Source organism: Allobosea sp. CER48, from assembly GCF_044752385.1.
Taxonomy (GTDB): domain Bacteria; phylum Pseudomonadota; class Alphaproteobacteria; order Rhizobiales; family Beijerinckiaceae; genus Allobosea.
The window spans coordinates 1-2,041 of sequence record NZ_JBIWYK010000513.1; the positions used below are offsets into that span (position 1 = coordinate 1).

A 2,041-nucleotide genomic window follows, 5' to 3' on the forward strand; every position below is an offset into this window, starting at 1 on the left:
CCGACACCACTTCGCCCACCGCCGGATTCGGGACGGATCCCGGCGCCCCCTACGATCTCGCGGTCATCGGCGGCGGCATCAACGGCTGCGGGATCGCCCGTGATGCAGCCGGGCGCGGCGCCTCGGTCGTGCTGTTCGAGAAGGACGACCTCGCCAGCGCGACCTCCTCGCGCTCGACCAAGCTGATCCATGGCGGCCTGCGCTACCTCGAGCATTACAAGTTCCGGCTGGTGCGCGAGGCCCTGATGGAGCGCGAACGGCTCTGGGCCATCGCGCCGCACATCATCCGCCCGCTGCGTTTCGTGCTGCCGCATCACAAGGGCCTGCGCCCGGCCTGGCTGCTCCGCCTCGGCCTCTTCCTCTACGACCATATCGGCGGTCGCAAGCTGCTGCCGGCCACCCGCACCCTCGATCTCGCACATGACGTCGTCGGCAAGCCGCTGAAGGACGACCAGGCCAAGGCCTTCGAGTACTCCGACTGCTGGGTCGAGGACGCACGGCTCGTCGTGCTGAACGCCATGGATGCCGCGGTCCGAGGCACCGCGATCCACACCCGCACCCGCGTCGTTTCGGCCCATCGCGAGAACGGTCTCTGGCAACTCGTGACGGAAGGCCCTGATGGCAAGCGGACGGTATGGGCCAAGACCCTCGTCAACGCTGCCGGCCCCTGGGTCGGCGAGGTCTTGAGCGGCGTGATCCACACCAATGCCCGCGCCGGTGTCCGCATGGTCCAGGGCAGCCACATCGTCGTGCCGAAGCTCTACGACCACGATCGCTGCTACATCTTCCAGAATGCCGACGGACGCATCATCTTCGCGATCCCCTACGAGCAGGACTTCACCCTGATCGGCACGACCGACCGGGACTACAAGGGAGACCCGGCCGAAGTCGCCGCGACGCCGCAGGAGATCGCCTATCTCTGCGCCGCGGCGAGCGAGTATTTCCGCCAGCCGGTCACGCCGAATTCGGTGGTCTGGACCTATTCCGGCGTGCGGCCGCTCTATGACGATGGCGCCTCGAAGGCCCAGGAGGCGACCCGCGACTACGTGCTGACGCTCGACGCCCCGCAGGGCGAGGCGCCACTGCTCTCCGTCTTCGGCGGAAAGATCACCACCTATCGCCGCCTGGCGGAAGCGGCGATCGCCAGGCTTGCTCCGCATGTGCCCTGGGCCGCTCGCGCCGACTGGACCATGACAGGCGCCCTGCCCGGCGGCGATTTTCCGGTGGGCGGCTTCGACAAGCTGGTCGACGAGATCGCCGCCGCGCATCCTTGGCTGGAGCACCGGACCGTGACGCGGCTCGCCCGCTGCTACGGCACGCGCATTCGCGACATTCTCGCCGGTGCCTCCGGCTTCGCCGATCTCGGCCGGCATTTCGGCGCCGACCTGTACGAGCGTGAGGTGCGCTATCTGATGAAGGCCGAGTGGGCGCGCCGGGCGGATGACGTCCTCTGGCGGCGCGGCAAGCTCGGCCTGCGGCTTTCGGCGGCCGAGCGCGAGGCGCTCGACGACTACATGCTGGCAGCGATGGCGGAGGCAGCCTGAGTCGGGCACCGATCTTTTCGCCTTTGGCGCAAAGAGTTGGGCGAAATCCCGGAATCAGATCCTCAACGGCAGCGGCGACGGCCTATGTGCTGCGCTTCGCAGCGACGGCCGTAATCTCGATGCCGTAGCCCGGCGACGCCAGCTTCGCCTCGACGGTTGCGCGCGCGGGTGCGTTGCCGGGCGCCACCCACTTGTCCCAGACCGCATTCATCTCGCCGATCTTGCTGATATCCGTCAGGAAGATCTGGACGCTGAGGATGCGCTCCTTGCTGCTGCCGGCCTGCGCCAGCGTGTCCTCGAGCAGCGCCAGCACCTCTGCCGTCTGCTCGGTGAGCGAGCGCCCTTCGGTCTGCTCCGGCACGTGGCCGGCAAGGAAGACGATGCCGTTGAAGATGGCGGCGTCGCAGTAGCGCGCGGCCAGCCCGATGCGTTCGATGGTCATGGCGGGTCCTGTCAGAGCTGGAAAAGGAAGTGCCGGCTTCGCCTGCATGCCGAAC

General features: G+C 68.0%; 2 protein-coding genes. One reads left to right on the plus strand and one right to left on the minus strand.

The window, feature by feature from the left end; genetic code table 11:
* Positions 1-65 precede the first annotated feature (65 nt).
* A complete protein-coding gene (gene glpD, locus ACIPIA_RS14975; RefSeq protein ID WP_400510698.1) occupies positions 66-1,544 on the plus strand; it encodes a glycerol-3-phosphate dehydrogenase in 1,479 nt (492 codons plus the stop codon).
* Positions 1,545-1,626: 82 nt separating this feature from the next.
* Here the strand turns inward: glpD and ACIPIA_RS14980 are convergent, their stop codons facing one another.
* The gene (locus ACIPIA_RS14980) at positions 1,627-1,986 is read right to left on the minus strand and encodes a RidA family protein (protein ID WP_400510696.1); all 360 of its coding nucleotides are present in this window, start codon (positions 1,984-1,986) and stop codon (positions 1,627-1,629) included.
* Positions 1,987-2,041: the final 55 nt, after the last annotated feature.

Bases quoted from the DNA above. Each gene is read 5' to 3' on its own strand.
- ACIPIA_RS14980 (WP_400510696.1), bottom strand. From the start codon at position 1,986: ATGACCATCGAACGCATCGGGCTGGCCGCGCGCTACTGCGACGCCGCC.